A 22,655-nucleotide genomic window follows, 5' to 3' on the forward strand; every position below is an offset into this window, starting at 1 on the left:
TGCCTCCATTCATCACTTACTCTCGATAAGTGCCTTTACATCATCATAGGTAACATCCTGACCGATAATGCCATCAAGACTTGCCTTGTCAAAAATAGGTGTATCACCGTTGTCGTTTACATAGTACTGGTCAAAGGATTCTGCATCTGTTGCCACAAGATAGCCCTGAGTAAAGGAGACCGCATTTCCTTCGGGATCTCTTATAACATTTCCGTTAATCGCATCCATTACCAGAGCAAATACAGGTCCGATGGAAGAAGAGTACTTGCCTGCAAGATACTCAAGAGAGCCGTTCTTCATTGATTCGCTGTTCATGGCTGTAAAGGAGTCGATATCGGAGAAAGGGATGTTCTCCTGGCTAAGTGTCTGAGCAAAGAAAGTTGTTGCCATTCCCACTGAGATAAATGCCTCAGGAGCTTTCTGGATTGCTGCATTGAGCTCATCGGTGGTTGTGTCGCCATATCCCTGGAGGTAAGCTACCACTTCAACATCTCCCGAAACCTTTGTAAGATCAACACCCTGATCCTGGAATATCTGTCCGATCATACCGTTCATATCATCTGTTCCGCCGTAGGTATCACCAAGTCCGGCGATCACACCTGCTGCACGGTATACGTGCATGGGGTTGGGGATAAACGCTCCGTAGATGGCAACGCTCTTTACTCCCTTATCCTTAAAGTACTTTCCCATCTCCTTGCCGGCTTCAAACTCTGTCTCGTTTGAAGGTCCAACCTGGCCGACAAAATGCTCATAAGTCTTGTAGGTCTCATACTGACTCTCATCAAGCACGCCGGATGCAACCGCATAGTATATGCCATACTCTTCACAGGTTTCGATCTGCTGAGCTCTGTCACTGCTGGAGAGCGAGATAACGGCGTCATATCCCTTTGATGCAAACTTCTCGATGGCTGCTTTCTCATCCTCAGCACTGGCAAGAGCATCTGTATAATCAAAGGTTACGTTATAGTTGTTCTGAATATATTTCTCGTAGTAGTTTCTGAATCCAAGTGCCTCCTCGCCGCTGACGTCGGCCACAAGAACACCGATCTTACGAGTTTCACCCTGATCCGCGGAAGCTTCACTTACAACCGCATTATCAGTGCTGTTATCTGTTGTGTCTGAAACCGCAGCAGGTGCACTGTTACCGCATCCTGTCATTACGGTCATGGCTGCTGCCATGGCAAATCCGAGTACCTTTGTTACTTTCCTGTTCATAATCTTTCCTCCGTTTTTTCTAAAGTTCTTTACCTTGGCAACAGTGCGGTTTTGTAATTCATTCCCGTGATATATACCACTATCAGGAAGAAAACTGCGCTGATCACCTGTGTTATTCCGTATGCTGCACTGGAATCAATCACTATCTCCAGAATGTCGTTCAGCAGCATATATGAGAAGCCTCCAACCAGTGCGGCGTATATCCTGGATCTTGCGCCTCCCGATATTGGCATTCCTCCGAATACTATAGCTATAAAGATATTCATTCCTATACTTGAAGCCGTTGTCGTAGTGACCGAAGGGGTATACACAAGAGTAAGGAATGCTCCGAGTCCTATACCGATACCCGCCATAACAAAAGCCAGTATCGTGTATTTGTCGGCTTTGATGCCTGTAAGATATGCACAGAGGGGATTTCCTCCCACGAACTTCATCCTTCTTCCCACCTTTGTGAACTCAAATACAAAGACTGAGACTGCAAAGAACAGCAAAAGAGTTGCTATCTTGAAGGGCATATTGTCAAAGGGCTTTACTACGCTGCTGGGAATGCTTATCCCACCCAGCGCTCCTCCGTTTACCGTAATTATCTGCGCAGATACAGCTGACAGTACGGACATCATCGCGACCGTGGTTACAAAGGCCGGTATGTGGAAGATTGAGGCCAGCACCGAATTGAGCAGCGAACACACAATTCCCGTAAGCAGTATCACCGTCATCATCAGCGCTATATTCTCTGTTCTGTTGTAGACCATTACTCCGAGAGTTGCCGAAAACAGTGTGGAAGCGCCAAGGCTGATATCAAAGGTTCCAAGGGTATAGATGAAAGTTGCTCCCGTTGCTACGATTGCCAGAACCAGCGCCTCATTGAACACAATCTTCAGATACATATCAAGTCTGTAACCCTTTGCATTAACTACTGTGCAGAAAACAAGAAAGAGCACCGCCAGCGCCGCCATGGGCAAAAGAGCTATGATATTCTGCCTGTTTATGATTTTCTTTATATTCATTTCTTTTGCCTCCTAGATCATGCATCCTATGATGTCGCTCTCGGACAGATCTTTACTCCGCTGAAATTCTCCTGTTATTTCACCGTTCTTCATGATAAGAACCCTGTCGCTCATCCCGATGAGTTCAGGAAGCTCTTCACTTATCATGAGAATGGCCTTCCCTTCGCTCTTAAGCTGTGACATAAGCTGATACATTGCCTGCTTGACACCGATGTCCACACCTCTCGTGGGGCAATCCAGTATCAGGATCCTACTGTCGCAACCTATCCATTTTCCAAAGACTACCTTTTGCTTGTTGCCGCCGGAGAGCTGGGCTACTGCCTGATCTCTTCCCGAACATTTGATCCTCAGGGCATCTATCTGCGCGTCTACATATTTTCTTTCCGCGGACCTGGTTATAAGTCCCGCCCCGGATTTGAATATGTTCATTCCCGCAATCGCGATATTGTCCTTGATGCTGGCCTCAAGGCACAGGGATTTTCTGTCTCTGTCCTTGGATACATAGCCTATCTTGTCAGTCATTGCGTTGTGGGGAGACTTTATCTGCCTTCCTCTTGGGGATATGACAGCTCCGCTCTCGGGTTTAAGCGCTCCGAATATAGCCTCTCCAAGCTCATGCATCCCGCAGTCCGCAAGTCCTCCGATTCCCAGGATCTCTCCGCAGTGAAGTGTCAGGGACACGTCCTTAAGTTTGTCCCTAAAGCACAGATTCTTTACCACAATGGCTTCTTCATCAAGGAAGCTGCAGCTAAAGTCCGGTCTGTAGTAATCGCCCTCTATCTCTCTTCCTATCATGCTGGTCCTTATAAGTTCTTCATCAAATTCCTCTTTAGCGAAAGTTCTTATAAGATTCCCGTCCCTTAGGACTGTCAGGGTGTCGCAGACCTCCATTATTTCCTCCAGATCATGGGAGATAAAAAGTACTGAACCGCCCTCTTTTTTCATCTTTTTCATGATGCCGTACATGATCTGTCTTCCGTCATGAGATAGTGCCGTGCTGGTTTCATCTATCACCAGGATCTTCGGCTTTTTAAGTATGACCTTTGCGATTTCCACCAGCTTCCTCTCCTGGAAGGAAAGGCTGTCCATCATATCCCTTCCGGAAATGGAGGTTATTCCTATATTGGAAAGGGCTCTGTCCGCTTCCTCGTAGAGTCTTTTTCTATCCACAAGAAGGCCCTTTTTAAACTTCTTCATCTCTGCCAAAAATATATTTTCCGCAACGGTGATCCCCGTTATTGTTCCGCTCTCCTGGACCACCATTCCTATACCTTTATTCAGTGCATCGATCATGCTCTCGGGCTCCCAGGCCTTTCCTTCATACAACATCTGTCCCGAGGTTGCCTTCTGCATTCCCGCCGCGATGGATGATATGGTGGATTTGCCCGAACCGTTCTCACCTATGAGACCTCTTATCTCTCCAGGGTAAACCTCAAGGTTTACTCCGTTTAGAGCAGTCACACTTCCGAATTTTTTTGTTATGTTTTTCATTTCCAGAATCGGAGTATTCATAACCAACGAATCCTTTCTGTCTGAGACATTGCTTGTTTATGGATTCATTATATTGAGCAAATGGCTTTTACATAATTCACATAATCGTTCAATTTTATTGACTTATTATGATGCAAATCTACCTTTTCGGATACTAATATGAACTTTTTTGACATTCTCCTTCATTAGGGGTATTATTTAGCTGTTTTAATCAGACGTTCATTTCAGATATATAAGGGACTTAAGGATATGGATCATACAGCGGTAAGGCAGCACATATACGACATTACCGAAGTTGAGAAATTTTACAGAGACTACTATTATGCCAGGATGGGCAAAGACAGCCTGAAGGCTTTTCTTAATGGACTTGATATGAAGTTTGTTCTAGACAGACACCTTCTGATCCTGGAAAAGCCCGAGACAATACCAGAGGTATTCGAAGATTCCTTCTTTTTCGATCTGTCAAATAATGACAGTATAGTGGTACAAAAACACGAGAGGTATTCACCGGCCATTGAGCACAGTCATACCTTTTTTGAGCTGAGCTACGTCTATGACGGCAAGTGCTCCCAGACCATCTCCGGAAGAACCATAGAGATGCGTACGGGAGATTTTTGCGTTATTCCTCCCGGGATCAAACACTCCATCAGCGTGTTTGACGACACCATAGTCATAAACATAATGCTTAGAAGGGATACTTTACATTCCATGTTCTATTCCTTCCTGAACACCCCGAATATACTCAGTTCTTTTTTCCTGAATAATATATATGCCAAGAAAGCCAACGACTACATCATGTTCCACACAGGCTCCGATGAGGACATAGCCACTTCCTTTATCTGGATGCTGACAGAATCCCTCAACAGACAGGAGTACCACTACCAGGCCATCACAAATACCCTGCTTCTTGATTTTTATCTGATAATAAGGAACTACTCGGAATCCGTTCAGATGCCGTTGTTTGACAGCCGCATAGATGTACAGCGATATGCCCTTATCCAGTATATTCAGGAGAATTACAAGGAGGTAACTCTCTCGGACCTCTCCGAGAAATTCCATTATTCCAACGAGTACACCTCAAGACTGATAAAAGAGCTTACGGGAATGACCTACACCGAGATCCTCAGGACCGTGCGAATAGAGCGAAGTCAGGATCTTCTTGCAAACTCCACCATGAGTGTTGCCACCATAGCTGAAGCTGTTGGATATGACACCACGGAGCACTATATCCGTCAGTTTAAAAAGCACACAAAAATGACTCCTTCCGCTTATCGAAAGGAGTCTGCATCCAGTAGGAACAGGTAAAATACTTACAGGAATGCTCTCTATTTAAAATGTCATTAAAATCAGTGTGAATCATCGTACAGAAATTATTCTGCTCCTGCGATAGTAACGTTTTCAAGCTTTACTACAGAAGGAACAACAACGTTGTTGTACTGCTTGAGTTCCTTAGAAAACTTAACATTTTTCATAAGCTCGTTGAGGTTACCTGATACTGAGCCGCCGCTTACAGCTACAACACTGTCACCATCGTGAAGGTATGCAAGTCTTATCTCGCCAGCGATCTCTCCAGTAATAGGATCAACGCTGAAATCTGAAAACTCAACAGGCTCAAGGTATTTGCCGCATCGTAGCTCTGCTTCAGTGCTGCTGCCGCCCTCTGCCGCAAAGTTGCATACTTCATATGAATCCTTAACTCCAAGATAATAACGGAACTGGCAGCTGCCCCAATAATTTTCAGCCACATTATCTCTAATAAGGTACATGTCATGAACCATAGCACCTTCTGAATCTATTGCAATATTATAAGATGAGTTCGGAAGCTCTTTTACTGCCTTTAAAGTAATCTTATCTCCGGTTACATCTGGCAAAATTTCTTTTCCTGTTTCAAACTTAGAATAACCCATATATTTATAGGCTGCGTGCATATTCATTGCTGCCCATTTAAAGAGCTCATAGGTATCACCTGTTGAAAATACAACTGTAGTCTTCTCAAGTTTTGGAGTTGGTTTGGTACTTAGTCTATCCTTACCGAACTTAAGAGTTTTTGATATATCTTTGACCAGATACTCCTTGTCACAGGTTCCAGCCTTATACATGCGATAGAGCTCGATCTCATGCTCATCATTTCTGGCATTTACAACAACTTCAACCATGGACTTGGGGTAAGTTACTGTAACATCGATGCCCTCTGAGTTTACAAATCTTCTCTTATTGCACTCAGCAAAGATCTCATAGGAGTTGATGTCTTCGCCGCTTGTTTCAGGAACCTGCTGAAGGGCTTCAATGAAGTCCTTAGCCATCTGCTGAGGGTCATAAGACTTGCTTTCTACCTGAACCTTTTCTTTATTAAGCTCATAATATGGATTAGGAGCAAAGGTAGCTCTTTCGCAAAGCTGATCGATCGTCTTCTTTGCTTCTTCCACAGAAGCTGTAGGAGCTATCTCCTCAGAAGCCTTTCCAAGGAACTGTCCATCGCCAATCTTTTTGTAAACTTCTACATTTATATGCTCAACGTCACGAACTCTGTTCTGGTCAAGCTGGTGCTTTATAAAATAGAACTCCCAGCCCTCAGTAACTGTATCTGTAACAGCCCAGGCATCAGCTCCGGACGCTTTTAATAATTCTATTATCTTGTCTGTCATAGTTAACCTCATGTCACGAGTGAGTAATTTTTGAAGTGGTGGAGCTCGCGACACCACTTCGTAGAGTTAATCTATTAATTAACTCATTTATCCAAGTCTTGCTCTGCACTTAAGATATGGGCCGCCATCAACAGTCTTGACCCATTCCTTGTGTCCCTTACCGCACATACCGGAACCAAAAGACTCATAATCTGTACTTGCCATGCTTATGGAACCGAGAAGATCCGGTACATAGCCTGTCAGTACTACAGGAGCTACAACCTTACCTGTAAGCTTGCCATCAATGATCTCATGGCCTCTTGCGATAATGCACTGAATTCCCCAATGCTTAGGATCCTCCATACCAGAAAAGAATCCGGACAGAAGATATCCCTTCTTGATAGAAGCGATCATCTCTTCCTTAGTACTTGTGCCGCTGTCAAACATAGTATTTGTCATTCTGGTATATACTTTATGCTCGAAGTTTTCTCTTTTACCATTACCAGTAGCTACTGTTCCAAGACGAAGAGCTGCAAGGGCATCGCAGACACCAGTCTTAAGGATTCCCTTATCGATCTCAATTACGTCTCCTGCAAGAGTTCCCTCATCATCAAATGCATAGCTTGAAGCATCCTTACAAACAAGGGCGCCCTCATGCATTGTTACAAGGTCAGAACCTACACGCTTTCCAATGTATTCCTGTCCAAGAGCTCTCTTTTTAACAAACATATCCATCTCAACGCCGTGCCCGAAAGCTTCGTGTGCGATAAGTCCTGAAACCTCTGGAGTTGTGATGACATCATACTCTCCCGGGATAACATGCTCTGCTCCAAGATTGGCAGCAAGATCTTCGTAACACTTCTCAGGAAGATCTTCAAGCTGTTCAAAAATTGCAGGGCCTTCTCTATCTGAAATTCCAATAAACGCCTGATCTGTCTTGCCATCTCTAGTACCTACCATAAATACATGAGCGCATGAGTAAACATAGCTCTGGCGAAGGTCCCTGTTTGCTGAAAGGAACATCTTGCAGATATGATTAGACTCTGCTGATACGGAGCAATCTATGATCTCATCAGAAAGTGCTTTTCCTCTGTCACTTATGCTCTTGAGCTTCTTGATAAGTTCATCCAGATCTGCATCCTCAGGAAGATCAGTTGTCTCCATCTCTGCAAAAAGCTCATGAGGTTCATCCGCGAGCTTATCTGTGTTATAGACCTTAGAATTTGTAGCCTTTAATACTGCGAGCTGGCTATCAAGTACTTTCTTGATCTTTTCTGCCTGTTCGTCGGCTTTACTTACATCAAATAAGTTAAAAGCGTACTCGCTGTAAAGTCCGTCCTTATAAACTCTTACAACATTTCCTCTCTCAACTGAAAGTGTATTTCCGCTGATGCTCTTTACCTTCTGTGATGCACTCATCCTAAAGCCCACAGAATCAGTAGCAAGTACGCTGACATAATCATAGCTATTGCCAAGTCTGGCTATGAGATCTTTTAGGCCTGGTGCGATCTTAGTTAAATAAGGTGAAAACTTAGCCTTCATAAAATTGCCCCTTTCAAATAATACTTTTTATCGAATGCAATACCGTTATCTCCATGTTTTACTGCAAAACAAAAGGAAACTCCCACGATAATCACCATTATAGTAGGGAGTTTCCTTATTATCAATCAAAAATATAACAGATATCACATCTCCCTGCTCATACTCCTAGGTGACACCCCATAATACTTTTTGAATACATTGGAGAAATAACTTACATCCTTATATCCAACGCTTTCCGCTATAGACGAGAGTTTCTCATCTGTACTTGTCAAAAGAGCTTTCGCCTTCTGCATCCTGTACTGAGTAATATACTCTGTAAGTGTCATATCCATTTCACTTTTGAACATCTTGCGAAGATATGTCTGGTTAACGCATAGCTTCTCAGATATATCCGCGATAGCAAGCTCGCTGTCAGCGTAGTTGGCTTCAATGTACTCTCTTGCAGCTGTGGCGATATCATGGGTCTTTGACTCTTTTTTGCCTCTTTCAAAGTCAATTCTCTTCTTGTATAAAAAGACAACTCTGTCCTTCATCTCCTGAGTGCTCTTGGCATCAGCCATGTACTTTTCTGGAGAAAAGCCGTCCCCGTATATCTTTTCTATAGAAAATCCTTTACTGATAATGTTAGTCATAAGTATACTTATGGCGCTGGTCAGAAGGTTCATATCAGAGATCCTTATCTCTGTATCACTTATCGCCTTAGCTCCAGTAAGTCTCTCCCAGAGTATATTAATGGCATTCTCAGCATCTTCTGACTGAAGTGTTTCAAGGTCTTTGTTAAGTCTTATGATGGCATCAAGTGATGAATAGGCAACTTCATCATTATTGTTTCTAATATCATAAAGCTGGCCGAAAGCCTTACCTCCAAGATATACAAGAGCCTTTTCATAAGCTTTTTTGACATCAATAAGTCTGTCAGCTTTGGACAGGGCTATAGCGCTACCTATTCCAAGCTGATTTTTTACTATCTGAATGATATCAGTAAACTCATATCCTTTGTAAGAATCAAGCTCAGAGGCATGATCAAATCTCATTAGCACAACGATATTATTTTCAAAATCATGGAATATCTTGAATTCGCCCTGTATCTCAAGCTTATCAGACAGCATTTTGGCGATGAGCTTCTCCCAGTTCATCAGCTGTTCTCTGCTTTCTGTGTCCATAGCGGCATATGTTGATACGTCAAAACGAAGAAGAGCCAGAAGATATCCGCTACCCTGCCTGCTGCCGCCAAAGACCTTCTCTTCAAATTTATTCTCTGATTCCACATCAGGAACGCCTGCATAGATCAAAGCACGAAGATCATCATAGTGCTCCTCGTTCTTTATCTCAGTGCTTTCCACAGCTTTCCCGATATTATCCTGTAATTTAAGAAGGCTAAGGATCAGCTCTTCTTTTTCAAAGGGTTTGACTATATAGTCACAGACTCCCAGCTTTACTGCTTTCCTTGCATATTCAAATTCGTTGTTGCCGGTGATAAGGATTACAGATATCTCCGGATAGTCCCTTGTCACCTTCTCTGCAAGCTCGAGCCCGTTAACATAGGGCATAGTTATATCAGTAAGCACCACATCAGGGTAGAACTGCTCTATCTTCTCAAGCGCTTCTCTACCATCATGAGCCTCACAGCATATTTCAAATCCATATGAATTCCAGTCGATACACCCCCTAAGATACTCCAGAAAAATAGGCATATCGTCAACTATCATTATTCGTATCATTTCAACCTCATGTCGCGAGTGTAACGAGTGACTAATGGCTGGAAGTGGCGGAGCCCGCGACACCACTTTCGGAGTTTGAAAATATTTAAATTTTCAAACTCATGCCCCATGTGGAACGTACACCTTCACCGTCGTTCCTTTACCTTCTGCGCTCTCTATCTTAGCGCCATAACTCTTACCAAAATAAAGCCTTATCCTTTTAGCCACACTATAAAGTCCAAAGTGGCTACCACCCTTAGTCTTATCATGGTCTGTGATTCTAGCTTCCTCTAAAGCCTTCTTTTCATCACTGTCAAAAGCGTCTTCTTCCGAAAGAAGAGCATTGAGCTTTGCTAGTTCATCTTCTGCCATTCCTACACCGTCATCGATAACGCTTAGCTCAACGATAAGGTTATCTCCATCCTGTTCTATCCCAGCTTCAGCGCAGGTGATAATTCTTCCTCTGACCAGTATCTTTCCGGATGATGATTTATTTTTTACCCCATGGTATATAGCATTCTCAACAAGCGGCTGCAGAGTCATCTTTGGAATCTGCGAATTATAAGCCTTCTCATCAACATCTATCTCATAGCTGAACTTGTCGCCGTAACGCATAGTCTGAAGATCAAGGTAGTCTCGTATGATCTGAATCTCTCTTTCTACAGACACTATCTCATCAGAACCTGAAAGAGAGTTCTTATAATAACTTGCAAGCTTATGAGTTACCCTTGAAGCTTCTTTACTCCTGTTCATCTCGATGAGCATAATGATGATATCTAGTGTGTTATACAAAAAGTGAGGCTTAACCTGCTCCTGAATAAGGGCAAGCTCGTACTCTCTTTTCTTATCGGCTTCATCCTCGACCTGCTGCAAAAGCTCTAAATTACGCTGTGTCATATAGTTAAAGATTCTGCCAAGCCGGCCTATCTCATCCCTTGTCTTAAACCTGAACCTTACGCTCATATCTCCTTCTGCGATCTCTTCAGCCCCGTCGTGAAGGACTTTTAAAGGCCTTGTTACAAAGTTCGCAGAAAACCATACAGATACAAGAAGCAGAACTGCCGTAAAAGAGCCTGTCGTAAGAAGGATAAACCACAGATCACTACCCGTAACATTAAACTTATTAAGATTAGTAATGCCAACAACAGTCCACTTGTAAGGATCTATCTCTTCTCTTGCAAGCAGATAAGATTCTTTATTGTAGCTGATGCGCTTTTTGCCAGTCTCCAAAAGGCTGTCCATAAGCTCTTCATCCGTGAAGATTGGATCTACGATATTAGACTGGATCACAATGTCACTGTTTGTATCGAAAAGGAAATAGTAACTGATCTCACTTTGAGATGACTCGATCAGATAATCCTTATCCATATTTATAAAAAGATATCCAAGATGAGTTCCTGACACGATATTAAGAACATGCTTACCCATAGTGATGACTTCTTTATCCTCCTTGTCAAAAGGATTGTCATCTACAGGCATCATCAGAGTCTTGCCACCCTCATCCTTAAGAGCTGCAACAAAATCAGAATTTATGATCTCATCACTTTTGTTTAGAAAACCAGGATCTGAAGAAAAAAATCTTCCGTAACAGTCAATAAATACTATCGAGGAAATGCCGTTGTAAATCAGTAGAGACTGCGATAACTGACTTGTAACCTTGCTGTCTCTTGTTACCTGCTTCAAAGACTTGTCATTATAGTAATTACCAAATTCGATAGTAAGGTTATTAGAACAAAGCTCACCATTTTGAAGAACCGATGACAATCTGTCCGACATGATCCTGATATTCTCTTCTATCTGCTTGTCAGCCCTCTGCATAATGGCTCTGTTATAGAAAAAGAGCATAAGAGAAGAAAGTACCACCATAGGGATCAGTGCTACCAAAAGAGTGATAAAAGCTATCTTGTATTTAATGGACATGTTTCTGGCTACGCCTTTATTAGAGGTAACCTTCTCCATGTCCTTCAATGTCATATTTCGAATATCTATATGTTTCATATCCATAATTTTACCATATACGCCCAACGCAAAACAAAGCCACTGCAAGATTGCAGTGGCTTTTATTACAGGATGTTATTACGACATGTTCAGAAAAACATGGAAGTTTTTCTATGTCGGTTTATCCTTTAACAGCTCCGCCGATTGTCATAGCGCTCTCAACCTGCTCTGAGAAAATAGAGTACACAATGATCGCAGGGAATGAAGCGATAACCATTGTTGCTCCCATTCCGCCCCAGTCTGTTGTGAACTCGCCCTGGAAGAACAGTACTCCAAGAGGAAGTGTCTTAAGTTCCGGAATGCTTCCTACTACTACATTTGCAAGGATGAATTCATTCCATGCATTAAGGAAAATGTAGATAACAAGTGTAACTGTAGCCGGTCTTACAAGAGGCTCGATTATCAAAAAGAAGGTCTGATATATATTAGCTCCATCCATACATGCAGCTTCTTCAAGCTCCATCGGGATTCCCTTAAAGAATCCATAATATACCATACATGCAAAGGCGAGGTTTATAGCTATATAAGGGAATATCAGTGACCATCTTGTTCCCATAAGTCCAAAGCTCTGAACTATCTTAACAACAGGGATCATGATCGCCTGAACCGGGATAAACATTCCAAGACCAAGGAAGAGTCTTGTAAATGTCTTAAGCTTCCATACCATTCTGCTTGTAGCATATGAAAACAGCAGAGCGCAGAAAATTGTGATAGTAACTGTTCCAATTGATACAAGTAAACTGTTCAGGAAATACAAAGGTACATTGTACTTGGTCCATGCTGTAATGTAGTTCTCATAGTGAAGCGGCCATGGAAAACCAAATGGATTGGTTACAAAGATTTCCTGATTGGTCTTAAATGAATAAAATAACATCCAGATAAGTGGATAAAGTGAAAACGCTGCATAAATCCAGCAAAATGCCACAAATATGTAATGCAGTGCCTTATTATTACTATCTTTACGCACTTCGTTTCCTCCTTGCTTTCTCTTCTTCCTTCTTTTGATCCTTATCTCTGAAAATAAAATTGATAAGAAGCATTACCATCATACACTCAAGAACCATTACTGATGCAGCCGCAAGACCATATCCATAGTCAGACTTCTTGAATGCTGCGTTGTACATCATGTAAGTAAGAGTAAATGTGGATTTGTTAGGACCACCGCCTGTCAAAATGTTCATTTCAGTAAAGGCCTTGATACCACCTGTAAGTGAAATGATGAGACAGAACTTGTAAGTCTCTGCAAGAAGCGGGATCGTGATCTTACGATGAGCAAGTACATTGGAACATCCGTCAATTCTTGCTGCTTCATAATAGTCAGATGGAATTGACTTGATACCTGCAACGATAAGTGCAAACTGATATCCCATCCACTGCCATGCATTTACAAATGCGATAACATAGATAGCCTTATATCTGTCACCAAGCCAGTTCTGCTTAAAATCAGACCCAAACAGTCTTACGAACTGATTCAAAAGACCATCGCCTGAAAGAATAGCGCTCCAGAGCTGACATACAACAGTTACTGATAAGATAACCGGTATAAAGTATGCTACTCTGAGGAATTTCCTACCTTTCATCTTCTTATCAGAAATAGTGATAGCGAATACAGTTGCAAAGAGCATCTGATAAACTGTGATGACTATAGCAAATATAAGCTGATTTCTGTTAGATGTTGTAAAAACTCTATCTGTGAACAGGTCAAAATAATTCTGAAGTCCTGTAAAGTTCGGTGTTGTGAGACCATTCCAGTTAGTAAAACTATAAGCAAAAACCTGGATGATCGGAATAAAATCAAAAGCAATAAAAATAGCAAGTGCCGGTAAGACAAAAAGGAAAATTGCCAGCTTATTTCCCATGTATTTTTTCATGGACTCTCTCCAATTCTTTTTCAAATATAATGCGGAGCTGGCGGATATAACCCCTTATTCTGCCGTAGCCCCGCACAATATTTTTTATGATCCTTCTCTAAAAATGAATCTGATGTTTTTTGGATATTTATTTTTTCAAAACATCTCATTCAAAAAATATACTGTTTATTCCATGGTATCAGCGATGTCTTCTATGAATTCCTGAGCAGTGAACTGTCCTGAAACAAGTCCCTGTGACTCAGACTGTATTGCATCGTTGAATGTTGAGTTTGTAAGTCCCCATGTGAACTTAGTTGTTGCTGTGATTGTAGGAAGTGTATCTGATAGTTTCTGCATCATTGCAGGATATTCAGAATCAGGCTCCTTACCTGTGTCGATAGCTACAAGTGGATTATGTCTGTACATAACCTTAGCTTCGCAGTACTTCTCTGTGATGAACTCAGCAACTTCTGCAGCAAGCTCAGCGTTAGGTGAATCAGGGTTTACAGCAAATCCTGAAGCTGATCCGCCACCTGAGAATACAGCCTTGCCAGCTTCGTATGAAGCAGCATCTGCAGCAGGATAGAACATCCAGTCTACATCATCACCAAGTGTCTTTGTAGCATCTTCGATGTACCACTGACCATTGATGAACATAGCAGCTTCACCTGAAAGAAACTTCTCAGAAGCCTGGTCATAGTTGGTTGTTGTAGCGTCTTCCTGGAAAAGACCTGCAGCTACAAGCTCTTCCATCTTCTCAGCAGCCTTAACATATCCATCGTCTGTGATAGAAGCTGAACCCTCATCAAGAGCCTTGATTCCGCCTTCAACGTATCTTGTTGCGATTACGTCATAAGCAGCTGCTGTATTCCAGCCTTCCTGTCCGAAAAGAGCAAGAGGTGTGATTCCATTTTCTGTGAATACTTCTACGCAGTTAAGAAGATCATCGTATGTCTGAGGAACTTCAAGGTTGTACTCCTCGAAAAGTGCCTTATTGTAATACCACAGAACATATTCCTGTCCTGAGAATGGGAATGCATAGATATTGCCGTCTTCAGCATATGCAAGATCCTTGTTTGCATCATAGAGCTTATCAAGGAAGCCTGACTTCTCTGCAACATCGTTAAGAACCATGATCTGATTTGATTCACGGAATGTGTTGATCACGTCAGTAGAAGCCTGATAGATATCAGGAAGCTGACCTGTTGCTGCAAGAGTCTTAAGTGTCTGTCCATCATCCTGAGCCTGAACGATGAGGTTAAGCTCAACATTTGGATAAGCTTCTTTGAGCTGCTCTACAGCATAGTCATAAGGAACCTTTGTATCATCATCAGCGTACTGTGTGTAGATGCTAAGAGTGATCTTATCACCTGAATCAGTGCTGTCTGACTGTGTATTAGCACTGGTATCTGTGGAAGTTTCAGATCCGCCATTTGCTGTTTCATTTGTAGTATTTGCTCCGCAACCCATAATTGTTGTAGCTACTACAGAGAAACACATGAGAGTACTAAGAATTTTCTTTTTCATAATTTACCCTACCCTTCTCTTGGTGAGTTCCACAAAGGAACTACGTTTTATTTACTGTAATCATTATAAAAATGACCTGCGCAAATAAAAATGAGATTTCCGAAATTGTTTTTGTAAATTTCGAAAATCTCATTTTTTATATTTTCAAATATTTCATTTTAAGGATTGAAGATCAGCTAACGCTACGCATTATAGGATGCGATCAATACTCGTACTCTCTGCCCGCTTTTTTCCTTCGAAGAGGGTGCGCAATTATAAATTCCGCAATGAATCTTCCTGTTTCAGCTACGACCACAGCACCAAGTACGTCAAGTACCACATGCTGCTTAACAAGAAGTGTACTCATAAATACCAGCAGTCCAGTTACTATCATCGTAACTTTATAATTCCTGCTGACATTTTTCATCTCCAGAGCTGTTCTCATGCATATATAGCTTTCCAAACAATGAATAGACGGGAAAAGATTGGTAGGAGCATCTATAGCATAAATAAGCGCAACTATACGGCTACAAAAGTCCTGACCACAGATCTCATTTCTAAAAACCGTTGTCGGAAAAAGCACGAAAATAAGGCACACGATAAGCTTTGATAATATCTCTCCGCTTATAACCTTATAACAGTACGCTTTACTGTTTCTTGAAATCACTATAAATCCAACTGTCCACTGCAAAAAAGCAAACAGATACGGGATAATGAACACCGGCCAGAAAGGCAGGCGGCTATCAAGTGATACAGAAATGTCGTAATGCTTAAAGTGATCAGTTAATAATCTCGTTCCATAATATGTAACTAAATTTATAAAAAACATAAAAGCCAGGGGCAGATACGCATAATCAGGTACTATGCCCAATAGCTTTTTGGTAATTCTATTAAACATCTTCATTACTATTCGATAAGAGTTCCCTTTAAAACTTCTGATAAAAACCGATTAAAGCAAACAGAACTTAAGAGTATCTTAAAATTGACTAAATTTCAACCCCCAGCTTCCTGTTCCCCGTTTACTCTCTTTTCACGAAGTTTGAAAGCATAAGTTTATTCAAACTCCCTTAAGCTACCATATCAAAAAATACTGTGATCCTGGTACCGATATCCTGACGTGAAAGGACCTCAACATTGCCCCTGTGTGCATCTATTATCCACTTTGCAATGGAAAGACCAAGGCCTGATCCGCCTGTAGATGAGTTTCTGGCTTTGTCGGACCTGTAGAAACGTTCAAATATGTGGCTAAGCTCTTCTCCTGCAATACCGATACCTTCATCCTGAACCACATATGCTATCTTATTTCCGTTATTCTTAACAGAAAGCTTTATATTATTGCCCTTGGCAGAATACTTGGCTGCATTCTGGACGAATATCCTTATAGACTGCTTGATCATGGCAAAATCGCCGTATATAAAGCAGTTTTCACTATCGTCGATCAAATACTTATGGTCAGGGTCTATCATAGTGGACTCTTCCCATACTTCTCTCATGATAGCCGACAGGTCAATCCTCTCCATAGAAAGCTTCTGACGGCCATTATCTCCCCTTGCAAGGAAAAGAAGCTGATCGATAAGCTCCTTCATATTGTAAGATTCATTCTTGATAGCCTGAATGGACTCTTCCAAAACTGCCGGATCATCCTTGCCCCAGCGGTCAAGCATATTGGCATAGCCCTGTATTACTGCAATAGGTGTCCTAAGCTCATGAGAAGCATCATCAACAAACCTTGCCTGCTGCATTCTCGCTTCCTGCATCCTGTACAGAAGGTTATTAAGGGCAGCCTCTATACTCGCAAGATCCTGATCTCCTGTCGCGATCCTTGCGCCGCTCTTATCCGCAGACACTTTGAGTATCGCTGCTTCAAGCTCTTCGAACTTGGTAGTATCAAGTGGCACTTCACTTATGGCTTCCGCTTTTAATGCAAGCTCATTTAAAGGCTTAAGCTTTTTTCTTATCCTTGCTGTGTAGGAAAAAGATCCCAGGAGATTCAAAAACTGATAAGCCAGTATCGCTGCCAGGATTATACCAATAAAATATACATATTCCCTCATAGGGAAGCTGTACTGCGAACTGTCCGTAACATATTTAAGGATTATCGTATCAAAGCTTTCACCTGTTATGTCGAATCTTCTTACGTATTCATCAGTCGGAATGGACTGGTAGCACTGGTAGCAGAACAGCCCGAATGAAACCAGAATAATAAGAAAATCTACGGTAAAAAAAGCTTTCAGTTTATTAAACCAGAAAGCTCTATTTATACCTCGTGCAATTGATGATGCGCGTTTGCTGATATTCATCAAGTACCCTCTTTTATTACATATCCAACACCTCTGACAGTCTGGATAAGCTTGATACCATACCTGTCATCGATCTTGGTACGCAGATGTCTTATATAAACATCTACAACATTGTTCTCACCATCGTAATCATAGCCCCAGATCTCGTTTATAAGACGTTCTCTGTCAAGGACTATGTTACGGCTTTCCATAAGGATCCTGAGTAGTTCAAACTCGTAGTTGGTAAGCTCAACAGGATTGCCGTCAGCCACAACTTCATGTCTGTCGGGATCGATCATAACCTTACCTACTGTGATCTGCCTTGTTCCTGCCTGTGAAGCATTCCCCTTCCTTTTGAGAGCTACTCTGATACGTGCGAGTAGCTCCTCTATTGCAAAGGGTTTGGTAATATAATCGTCAGCACCTGCATCAAGACCAGACACCTTGTCCATAACTGCATCTCTTGCAGTAAGAAGGATAACAGGTGTATCTTTCCTTGCTCTTATGCGGCGTAGAACTTCGAAACCGTTAATGCCCGGAAGCATTACATCCAGAAGGATCAGGTCATAGTCATTTGAAAGTGCCTTATCAAGGCCTTCTCTTCCATCCTCTGCCTTATCCACGGTATTACCCTCGTGGATAAGTTCGAGTTCTACAAAACGTGCTATTTGTGCTTCATCCTCTACGATCAATATTTTACTCATCAGTATTCTCAGTTTTCCTTTTTGAATTCGTATTTGATATTCTTATTTTCTTTTTGAATTCATTTCTGATATTCTTAGTATTTTTGAATTCATTCCTGATATTCTTAGTTTTCTTTCTTGAATTCGCTTTTGATGCTCTCAGCAGTCTGTGATGCCTTATTGCAAACACCGTTTACATCTACAACCACCTTATCGATACCTGTAAAATTGTAGGTAAAGCCAAAGAACAGACCGATGATGATAAGTGGAAGTGTGATCCAGAAGAATCCAAGTAAAAGAAGTACAAGTACAAGGAGCGGAACACTTGCTATATTCTTGCCATCCTTATTAACACAGAAGTTGATCTCCATACTCTTTTTGAAAATTGCTCTGAACATATTAGCCACCTTTCTCATACACTCTTTAAATGTTGGTTTCTTGCAATCATTCTCATACTGTTTCTGGGCAAGTTCGAACTTTTGAACATTTTCCATTTCCTTGCTTGCTCCTGCTGTATAAGTTCCGGATTGCGGCTGGCTAACTTTGCCCTGACGCTCAAGCTCTATGATAGCTTCAAGCATGTCGTAGTTCTTTTCTTCAAGAACTTTCTTGGCTTCCTCGTAAGAAACGCCTGTCTTCTCTCTGATCTTTTCAACCTTTTCGTAGTTTTCCATAATTATTACCTTCCTTTCAGATATGTTTGTGTGTTTCATTTGATATCTGAAATGATACAGGGCCAAAATTAAAATAAAATTTTAGTAAGATTAAAATTAGATTAAAATACAAATTAATTTTTTTAATTTTACTATGATCCTACGTATAGATATTTCTATACTTTTTGTATATTTTATTTGCTTTTTATAAAATCTGCTTTATCTATCTTTTTATTTATGGCTTTACTTCGCCTTATGTATACCAATCTTCTGTCCCTGCTTAACCGGCACTTCCTTCTGTCTTCTTGTCTTATCGAATACGCTTTCAGGAATCTTAACCGCATCTTTCCTGGTAAGAACTATTATAGTTGATCCTCCAAAAAGGAATCGTCCCTTCTCCTGACCTCTTTCAACACGGCCTTCCTGGTGATAGTTATCTATCTTACCAACGAACATGGCACCAACTTCCATCTGAATGATATCGCCAAAGTGGTCTGTATGAAGTATTGTATATTCTCTGGAATTTTCACTAAATACAGGGACTTTTCTAAGAGCAACAGGACGAACTGTATGAAGTACTCCTTTTATAGGAGTATTGCACTCTTTGAACGCCCCGTCCGGGTAGCAGTATCTGTGATAGTGATGTACGCACAGGCGAAAGACCATACAGGTTCCGCCTTCAAACTCTTTAGCAAGGCCTTCGTCTCTAAGAAGATCAGAAACACTGTATCTGCTGTGCTTTACAGGGATTATCATTCCATCTTCTATAGGATATACGCTTAAATATCCGTCACATGGAGCGATAAAGTGATGAGGATCAGAATCTATGGGCCTGCACTCAGGTCTTATCCTTCTGGTAAAAAAGTCATTGAAGCTTTTGTACTCTTCTTCCTGATATTCCTCAAGTGAGATATTATTTTTTTTGATAAAAAAAGGGATAAGCACCCTGGATACTCCGGAATCAAGAACTTTGCCCGCAGCATTTGAAATTCGCGGGTTAATAAGAACCTTTAGGATCATCCTTCCAAAGCTTGTTCCATACAAAAAATCCAGCATAACTTATCCTTTCTGAAATTCAATCTTTAATTATTTCTAGGTGCATGATACAGGATGTATCTCGTACCTGTTCAGAAATACAGGGATGTATTTCTAGGTACTACAGTCTTGTTCTTGATATGATAAGCCATAAAAGTGCAATAAAGATAACGGCTCCAATTCCTACTAAGATAAGTATTCCGTTAAGCTTAGGCTTCTTAACAGGAATAGGCAGAATAAATGCAAATGCAGTAAAGAGCATAGCTGCAAAGTAAATTGGTGTTATATCCCAGATAACTATGTAATGTACAAGGAGTATAACCGGGAAGATAAGAGCTGAAGATGTTACAGGAAGTCCTGAATAGTACTCTCTTACTGTATCTTCTTTTTTCTGTCTTTCTTCTTCCATTACATTAAAGTATGCAAGACGGATCATGGCAGCCAGCATGTAGATAAGCATGATGGCAAAGAACACGCTGATAAGCGGGAATCTTTCCATAAATGGGAACTTACGGAGCATAGCATATCCGATACATGCAGGAAGTACGCCAAAAGCGACAACGTCTGTAAGGGAATCGATCTGGATTCCAAAGTTCTTCTCTACTTCTGATCTGTTCTTCTTGGTACGGGCAACTTTGCCGTCAAAAGCATCACAAAGTCCGCTGAACATTAAAAAGAATATTCCTATATAAGGATGTCCCTCGTCATTAAGACACAGTAATATTCCAGATCCCGCAGATAATAAAGATAAATATGTAAGCCAACAAGTATAATCAAAAAAACCTAACATCAGTTCTTCTTTTCCTTTCTTCTTAAATATCCGATGATGACAACAAAAAGTCCTACAATAACGCTCGAATAAAACGTCATACCCCTACAAATAAGTTCCATAGCAACAACGCTGTCAGCATTCAGTATCTGACCAAGGCCGTCAATCATCAGAAAATCTGCAACACCCATTGCTCCCGGAACAGGAATGCAATTAGATCCTACAGTAACAAGGCTCTGAATCTCCATTGCCTTTATGGCCTTTATTATCCCATTGTTTGTAGCCATAAATACCATAAAGATTACGAGCAGATATGATATCCTCTGGAGCAGATTCCAGACAAGCACCTCTGCAAGGAGCCTGCCTCTTCCGAAAATGAAATCAGAGCACTCTTTATACTCTCTCATTGTATTCTCAAGCTGTGCTTTTCTTCTTTCATACTGCCTGATAACATGGATCTTCACAAGGAAGCTAAGCAGCTTATCAAATATATTATGTAAAAAAGAAGTCTTTTTGAGCAATAAAAAAAATCCGAACATGAGGCCTGCAAGTATCACGCCTCCAACTCCGATAAGTATCTTACCCACCAGAGAAAAGCCAAAGAAAATATGGTGTCCGAACACGACAACACATACTGCTGTAATAAGAAGCGCTGCCGTATACATAACAAGGTTGATGAGAAGCATTACTGCAACCATCGATGGTGCAATACCATCTCTTATCATAAAGTAAGCACTGGCAGGCTGTCCGCCTGTTGCAGATGGTGTAATAGCAGAAAAATACACGTCTGCGCCGCCATAGGTCATCCCATTTATAGCACTAACCCTGTATCCCAGTCTTCTGGCCATGCGAACAAGCGCAAAACCTTCAAAAAAGATATATCCAAACATAGAAATAAAAGCCAGGCAAAGCCAGCCTTTATTAGAATCTTCGAACAGCCGTACCATAATATCGGGAGAAAAATTCTTGCTCTGCGATACTACAGCCACAAGCGTCAGTGCCGCAAAAACAAGAAAAAGAATAGACCATAAAATCTTATTTTTTCCCATTATATGTACCCTTCATATATATCTGTAAACTAAAAAGTCATTCTAAATAGCTTATCTAAAAATTTCAAAAAACTCTATTAAAAAATAAAGTACCGTATTGTTTATATCACATTAATATTGCTCGTACAATAAAAATACCTTAAAAAGGAAAATAATCTATATTTTTTCATTGCACTTAATATTATTTTATGATAGATATATTAAGTTAAATAAATATAGCTTTTTTATTCAAAAAGACTTTTTTTCAATTTTTATATCAAAAAAGGAGAAAAACAATGTGGCTTTTTTTCACACTGGCAACAACCTTCATATGGGGTCTTGCCGAACTATTTTATAAAAAGGGTGCCAGACCCAACGAGAAATATGCACACCTTAAGATCTGCATCTCTGTAGGTTTTGTAATGGGTCTTCATGCGATCTTCACTCTTTTGACCAAGGATATAGGTTATGATCCGGAAAACCTTATCAGATATCTTCCGGTTTCACTTTTCTATGTTATATCCATGGCGTTTTCATTTTTTGGAATGCGTTTTATAGAAGAATCCATCTCTGACCCTATTGAGAACACTTCAGGCGCTATCGCAGCTCTGCTCTGCGTAATATTCCTTCATGAAAAGCTTGAATTCCCATCAATTGCAGCAATCCTTATTATCGCAGTTGGCGTAGTTGGTGTTGGATTTCTTGAAAACACAGGTTCTACCAAACGAAGTGATAAGATTGGTAAGAAAATGGCTATAATCGCCTTCGCTATGCCTTTCATGTATGCTATCCTTGATGCCTTCGGATCATTCCTTGATATCTTCTATTTGGATGAAGTAGAATCCAGCCCTCTTGTAAATATTACAGAAGATACTATCGAAGAAGTAGCAAATACAAGCTATGAACTTACATTTGCTTTTGTAGCTATCATTCTCTACATATTTATAAGATTAAGAGGTGTTAAATACGAGATTCCCAAGCAGCGTGATAAGATCCTGGCAGCAATCTGCGAGACCGCAGGACAGTTCACTTATGTATTTGCAATGAGCGGAAACGGCGCTATAGCAGCTCCTATCATCTCAGCAGTATGTGTAGTATCTCTTATTCTTTCACGTATATTCCTTAAGGAAAAGCTGACAAAGAATCAGTATTTCTTCATATTCATGGTAATAGTCGGAATACTTATTCTTGCAGTTATCGAAGGGGACTAAATAATATATCTCTTGCAATGAGAATATATTGCATCAAAATAAACTTCATCCCCTTTAAAATCAG

Annotated in this window: 19 protein-coding genes; 2 read left to right on the forward strand and 17 right to left on the reverse strand. The window is 41.0% G+C overall.

The genetic code is table 11. From position 1 onward, the window contains the following. Positions 1-12: 12 nt before the first annotated feature. The 3 genes from WAA20_RS13755 to WAA20_RS13765 are packed head-to-tail and all read right to left on the reverse strand — an operon-like array spanning position 13 to position 3,713. Positions 13-1,215 carry a substrate-binding domain-containing protein gene (locus WAA20_RS13755; protein WP_073385466.1) on the reverse strand — a complete coding sequence of 401 codons (1,203 nt, stop codon included), beginning with the start codon at positions 1,213-1,215 and terminating at the stop codon, positions 13-15. A 29-nt stretch (positions 1,216-1,244) separates the two neighbouring features. Continuing rightward, on the reverse strand, positions 1,245-2,222 hold the full coding sequence (locus WAA20_RS13760) for an ABC transporter permease (RefSeq protein ID WP_073385467.1): 978 nt from the start codon (positions 2,220-2,222) through the stop codon (positions 1,245-1,247). 12 nt (positions 2,223-2,234) lie between these two features. Next, entirely contained in the window at positions 2,235-3,713 is a 1,479-nt protein-coding gene (locus tag WAA20_RS13765; RefSeq protein WP_338801251.1) for a sugar ABC transporter ATP-binding protein, read from the reverse strand. A 249-nt stretch (positions 3,714-3,962) separates the two neighbouring features. Here WAA20_RS13765 and WAA20_RS13770 point away from each other — a divergent pair, with 249 nt between their 5' ends. Next, positions 3,963-5,018, forward strand: coding sequence for an AraC family transcriptional regulator (locus WAA20_RS13770; RefSeq protein WP_073385470.1), 1,056 nt, complete (start codon positions 3,963-3,965; stop codon positions 5,016-5,018). 65 nt (positions 5,019-5,083) lie between these two features. Here WAA20_RS13770 and WAA20_RS13775 read toward each other — a convergent pair whose 3' ends face one another. The 14 genes from WAA20_RS13775 to WAA20_RS13840 form a co-directional block, all read right to left on the reverse strand. Then, positions 5,084-6,358: a metallopeptidase TldD-related protein gene (locus WAA20_RS13775; RefSeq protein ID WP_073385472.1), complete on the reverse strand. Its 1,275-nt coding sequence runs from the start codon at positions 6,356-6,358 to the stop codon at positions 5,084-5,086. Positions 6,359-6,445: 87 nt separating this feature from the next. Continuing rightward, entirely contained in the window at positions 6,446-7,879 is a 1,434-nt protein-coding gene (locus WAA20_RS13780) for a TldD/PmbA family protein (protein ID WP_073385474.1), read from the reverse strand. Between the two features lie 143 nt (positions 7,880-8,022). After that, positions 8,023-9,600, reverse strand: a complete 1,578-nt coding sequence (locus tag WAA20_RS13785) for a response regulator (RefSeq protein WP_073385475.1) — start codon at positions 9,598-9,600, stop codon at positions 8,023-8,025. A 99-nt stretch (positions 9,601-9,699) separates the two neighbouring features. Then, a complete protein-coding gene (locus WAA20_RS13790) occupies positions 9,700-11,553 on the reverse strand; it encodes a sensor histidine kinase (protein WP_338801256.1) in 1,854 nt (617 codons plus the stop codon). Between the two features lie 145 nt (positions 11,554-11,698). Further along, a complete protein-coding gene (locus WAA20_RS13795) occupies positions 11,699-12,544 on the reverse strand; it encodes a carbohydrate ABC transporter permease (RefSeq protein WP_073385478.1) in 846 nt (281 codons plus the stop codon). Continuing rightward, positions 12,537-13,448: a carbohydrate ABC transporter permease gene (locus WAA20_RS13800; RefSeq protein ID WP_073385480.1), complete on the reverse strand. Its 912-nt coding sequence runs from the start codon at positions 13,446-13,448 to the stop codon at positions 12,537-12,539. The genes WAA20_RS13795 and WAA20_RS13800 overlap by 8 nt, the downstream gene beginning before the upstream one ends. A 165-nt stretch (positions 13,449-13,613) precedes the next feature. Continuing rightward, positions 13,614-14,954, reverse strand: coding sequence for an extracellular solute-binding protein (locus tag WAA20_RS13805; protein WP_073385481.1), 1,341 nt, complete (start codon positions 14,952-14,954; stop codon positions 13,614-13,616). 202 nt (positions 14,955-15,156) lie between these two features. Next, positions 15,157-15,837 (reverse strand): hypothetical protein, encoded by a 681-nt coding sequence (locus WAA20_RS13810; RefSeq protein WP_073385483.1) that lies wholly within the window; start codon positions 15,835-15,837, stop codon positions 15,157-15,159. Between the two features lie 163 nt (positions 15,838-16,000). Further along, positions 16,001-17,233 (reverse strand): ATP-binding protein, encoded by a 1,233-nt coding sequence (locus WAA20_RS13815; protein ID WP_073385484.1) that lies wholly within the window; start codon positions 17,231-17,233, stop codon positions 16,001-16,003. Continuing rightward, positions 17,233-17,916 carry a response regulator transcription factor gene (locus tag WAA20_RS13820; RefSeq protein ID WP_073385486.1) on the reverse strand — a complete coding sequence of 228 codons (684 nt, stop codon included), beginning with the start codon at positions 17,914-17,916 and terminating at the stop codon, positions 17,233-17,235. Before WAA20_RS13820 ends, WAA20_RS13815 begins: the two co-directional genes overlap by 1 nt. Before the next feature lie 104 nt (positions 17,917-18,020). After that, complete coding sequence (locus WAA20_RS13825; protein WP_073385487.1) at positions 18,021-18,569, reverse strand: hypothetical protein; 549 nt, start codon at positions 18,567-18,569, stop codon at positions 18,021-18,023. Positions 18,570-18,791: 222 nt separating this feature from the next. Next, positions 18,792-19,604: a phosphatidylserine decarboxylase gene (locus WAA20_RS13830; RefSeq protein WP_073385489.1), complete on the reverse strand. Its 813-nt coding sequence runs from the start codon at positions 19,602-19,604 to the stop codon at positions 18,792-18,794. Positions 19,605-19,704: 100 nt separating this feature from the next. Further along, positions 19,705-20,373 (reverse strand): CDP-alcohol phosphatidyltransferase family protein, encoded by a 669-nt coding sequence (locus WAA20_RS13835; protein WP_073385490.1) that lies wholly within the window; start codon positions 20,371-20,373, stop codon positions 19,705-19,707. Then, positions 20,373-21,401 (reverse strand): lysylphosphatidylglycerol synthase transmembrane domain-containing protein, encoded by a 1,029-nt coding sequence (locus WAA20_RS13840; RefSeq protein WP_073385492.1) that lies wholly within the window; start codon positions 21,399-21,401, stop codon positions 20,373-20,375. Before WAA20_RS13840 ends, WAA20_RS13835 begins: the two co-directional genes overlap by 1 nt. Before the next feature lie 275 nt (positions 21,402-21,676). Here WAA20_RS13840 and WAA20_RS13845 point away from each other — a divergent pair, with 275 nt between their 5' ends. Next, entirely contained in the window at positions 21,677-22,591 is a 915-nt protein-coding gene (locus WAA20_RS13845) for a DMT family transporter (RefSeq protein ID WP_073385493.1), read from the forward strand. The last annotated feature ends 64 nt before the right edge of the window (positions 22,592-22,655 follow it).

It is taken from the genome of Butyrivibrio fibrisolvens, assembly GCF_037113525.1.
In the GTDB taxonomy this organism is placed as follows: domain Bacteria; phylum Bacillota; class Clostridia; order Lachnospirales; family Lachnospiraceae; genus Butyrivibrio; species Butyrivibrio fibrisolvens.

Bases quoted from the DNA above. Each gene is read 5' to 3' on its own strand.
- WAA20_RS13830 (WP_073385489.1), bottom strand. From the start codon at position 19,604: ATGCTGGATTTTTTGTATGGAACAAGCTTTGGAAGGATGATCCTAAAG.
- WAA20_RS13840 (WP_073385492.1), bottom strand. From the start codon at position 21,401: ATGGGAAAAAATAAGATTTTATGGTCTATTCTTTTTCTTGTTTTTGCG.
- WAA20_RS13765 (WP_338801251.1), bottom strand. From the start codon at position 3,713: ATGAAAAACATAACAAAAAAATTCGGAAGTGTGACTGCTCTAAACGGA.
- WAA20_RS13810 (WP_073385483.1), bottom strand. From the start codon at position 15,837: ATGAAGATGTTTAATAGAATTACCAAAAAGCTATTGGGCATAGTACCT.
- WAA20_RS13780 (WP_073385474.1), bottom strand. From the start codon at position 7,879: ATGAAGGCTAAGTTTTCACCTTATTTAACTAAGATCGCACCAGGCCTA.
- WAA20_RS13770 (WP_073385470.1), top strand. From the start codon at position 3,963: ATGGATCATACAGCGGTAAGGCAGCACATATACGACATTACCGAAGTT.
- WAA20_RS13805 (WP_073385481.1), bottom strand. From the start codon at position 14,954: ATGAAAAAGAAAATTCTTAGTACTCTCATGTGTTTCTCTGTAGTAGCT.
- WAA20_RS13790 (WP_338801256.1), bottom strand. From the start codon at position 11,553: ATGACATTGAAGGACATGGAGAAGGTTACCTCTAATAAAGGCGTAGCC.
- WAA20_RS13815 (WP_073385484.1), bottom strand. From the start codon at position 17,233: ATGAATATCAGCAAACGCGCATCATCAATTGCACGAGGTATAAATAGA.
- WAA20_RS13785 (WP_073385475.1), bottom strand. From the start codon at position 9,600: ATGATACGAATAATGATAGTTGACGATATGCCTATTTTTCTGGAGTAT.
- WAA20_RS13755 (WP_073385466.1), bottom strand. From the start codon at position 1,215: ATGAACAGGAAAGTAACAAAGGTACTCGGATTTGCCATGGCAGCAGCC.
- WAA20_RS13820 (WP_073385486.1), bottom strand. From the start codon at position 17,916: ATGAGTAAAATATTGATCGTAGAGGATGAAGCACAAATAGCACGTTTT.
- WAA20_RS13845 (WP_073385493.1), top strand. From the start codon at position 21,677: ATGTGGCTTTTTTTCACACTGGCAACAACCTTCATATGGGGTCTTGCC.
- WAA20_RS13775 (WP_073385472.1), bottom strand. From the start codon at position 6,358: ATGACAGACAAGATAATAGAATTATTAAAAGCGTCCGGAGCTGATGCC.
- WAA20_RS13760 (WP_073385467.1), bottom strand. From the start codon at position 2,222: ATGAATATAAAGAAAATCATAAACAGGCAGAATATCATAGCTCTTTTG.
- WAA20_RS13835 (WP_073385490.1), bottom strand. From the start codon at position 20,373: ATGTTAGGTTTTTTTGATTATACTTGTTGGCTTACATATTTATCTTTA.
- WAA20_RS13800 (WP_073385480.1), bottom strand. From the start codon at position 13,448: ATGAAAAAATACATGGGAAATAAGCTGGCAATTTTCCTTTTTGTCTTA.
- WAA20_RS13825 (WP_073385487.1), bottom strand. From the start codon at position 18,569: ATGGAAAACTACGAAAAGGTTGAAAAGATCAGAGAGAAGACAGGCGTT.